4 protein-coding genes are annotated in these 1383 nt (G+C 44.8%); 2 read left to right on the top strand and 2 right to left on the bottom strand.

Going from position 1 to position 1383, the window contains the following annotated elements; all coding sequences use genetic code 11:
- Together BCT34_RS24700 and BCT34_RS22615 are read left to right on the top strand one after the other, a co-directional pair.
- The coding region (locus BCT34_RS24700) for a hypothetical protein (protein WP_241906881.1) at positions 1 to 240 on the top strand (240 nt) is incomplete at its 5' end.
- 252 nt (positions 241 to 492) lie between these two features.
- The gene (locus BCT34_RS22615; protein WP_076650770.1) at positions 493 to 717 is read left to right on the top strand and encodes a hypothetical protein; all 225 of its coding nucleotides are present in this window, start codon (positions 493 to 495) and stop codon (positions 715 to 717) included.
- A 137-nt stretch (positions 718 to 854) separates the two neighbouring features.
- On the opposite strand, the gene BCT34_RS22620 is transcribed toward BCT34_RS22615, so the two are convergent.
- Both BCT34_RS22620 and BCT34_RS22625 read right to left on the bottom strand, forming a co-directional pair.
- Positions 855 to 1127, bottom strand: coding sequence for a hypothetical protein (locus tag BCT34_RS22620; protein ID WP_076650771.1), 273 nt, complete (start codon positions 1125 to 1127; stop codon positions 855 to 857).
- Positions 1128 to 1172: 45 nt separating this feature from the next.
- Positions 1173 to 1383 (bottom strand): lytic transglycosylase domain-containing protein (locus BCT34_RS22625; protein WP_241902770.1); only part of this gene is annotated, 211 nt, incomplete at its 5' end.

A 1383-nucleotide genomic window follows, 5' to 3' on the forward strand; every position in this document is an offset into this window, starting at 1 on the left:
TCGGTCGATTTTTTGCCACAGCGAGAGCAGGCTCGACTAGAGCAAGTGAACCAAATGTTTTTAGAATGGGTACAGTCTTTGTTTTCACAATGTAGCTCTTTACAGCCCAAAGCCGGTTTGCCGCAGGCGAGCATTTTAGTGACTTCAATGATTTCGATATCTCGAAGTGTTGAATCAGTCGCCACCATGGTTTCCAATGCTTTATTGAACTCAAGTAGAAAGTTAAGCGGTCTAGGTTGATAGGGGGTGTTGACAGAAGTACGAGCAGCCATGGTCAGTAAAGGTAATCAGGTTGTGATTTATAGCGAATGAAAAACCTGATTATACGCATAAACCTGCCACGCGCCCAATTGCAGCGTAGCTGCTATGTTCATAGCAGCGAGAGCTGGATGGCTCGTCTTGTGTTGTTCATCATTAAAATTACTTCCTTATTGGTAACGATAGTCGATAGAATGGGCGGTAAGAAACCAACCTAAACAAAGGGAATTGTGCATGACACAAACACACATCTGTCGCCATGTGGACAGCTTGATTGATACGATTGAAACGGATGTATTTCATTTGGAAGGGGTCAGTATCCACTGCACCTTTGCCTTAGATAATGAAGAAAAATGGCTGAATACGTACTTTTTAAAAGCCAGCCAAAAAAAGATGAAGCAGATATCGTTTACCAATGGCGTCATTATCAACCTTGATGACTTCATGATTGAGTCGTAAGTGTCGGTTGTTATCGCCATTTAGACCGCTTTGTGGCAATATCCACACGGTAAGAATCTACCCCAAGTTGGTAGAGAATCATCAAGGATGATATTTGCTACCGCCCTCTCCTCTGAGGGCTTTTTTCTACCTTCTGCTCAATCATTCTCAACCTGAATACGCCCATCCAAGTTAACCTCTACGTGATAGCGTCTAACGATATCTAGCCACCAATCTGAATCAATGGGCGGCGTTAAATGACAATGCTCAGCAATCTTTAAGCATTGGAGTAGCGTCGTCAAATCTAGGTAAATGGTCTGACCGTTGTAGAGCAGCTCAAATTTTGGCGCGTCATCGCAACTGACTGATGCCGCCCACGCTTTCAGGCTCTCATCGTCGTACTCGGAAAAATCATTGGGGGTATTGTGCATTCTGTTTGCCTCTCATTTGTTTTGTTGGTGGGGTTTGACGGGGTGTTACCCCGTCAGTTGGCTGTAGTGCGCCATCACTCGCTTTACGTAGTGCTGCGTCTCTTTAAAGGGGGGAATGCCACCGTATTTCTTAACATTACCTTCACCCGCGTTATAGGCCGCAAGAGCCAGTGCGGTATCTCGATACTTCTTTAATAATCGAGCCAGTAATCGCGTGCCTCGCTCAATGTTTGCTTGATGTTTAGCGATTTCAAAG

The sequence above is a fragment of the Vibrio sp. 10N.261.45.E2 genome (assembly GCF_002875705.1).
In the GTDB taxonomy this organism is placed as follows: Bacteria; Pseudomonadota; Gammaproteobacteria; order Enterobacterales; family Vibrionaceae; genus Vibrio.

What these genes read in the sequence shown, in the direction of transcription:
- BCT34_RS22620 (WP_076650771.1), bottom strand. Translation starts at nt 1,127, where the DNA reads ATGCACAATACCCCCAATGATTTTTCCGAGTACGACGATGAGAGCCTG.
- BCT34_RS22615 (WP_076650770.1), top strand. Translation starts at nt 493, where the DNA reads ATGACACAAACACACATCTGTCGCCATGTGGACAGCTTGATTGATACG.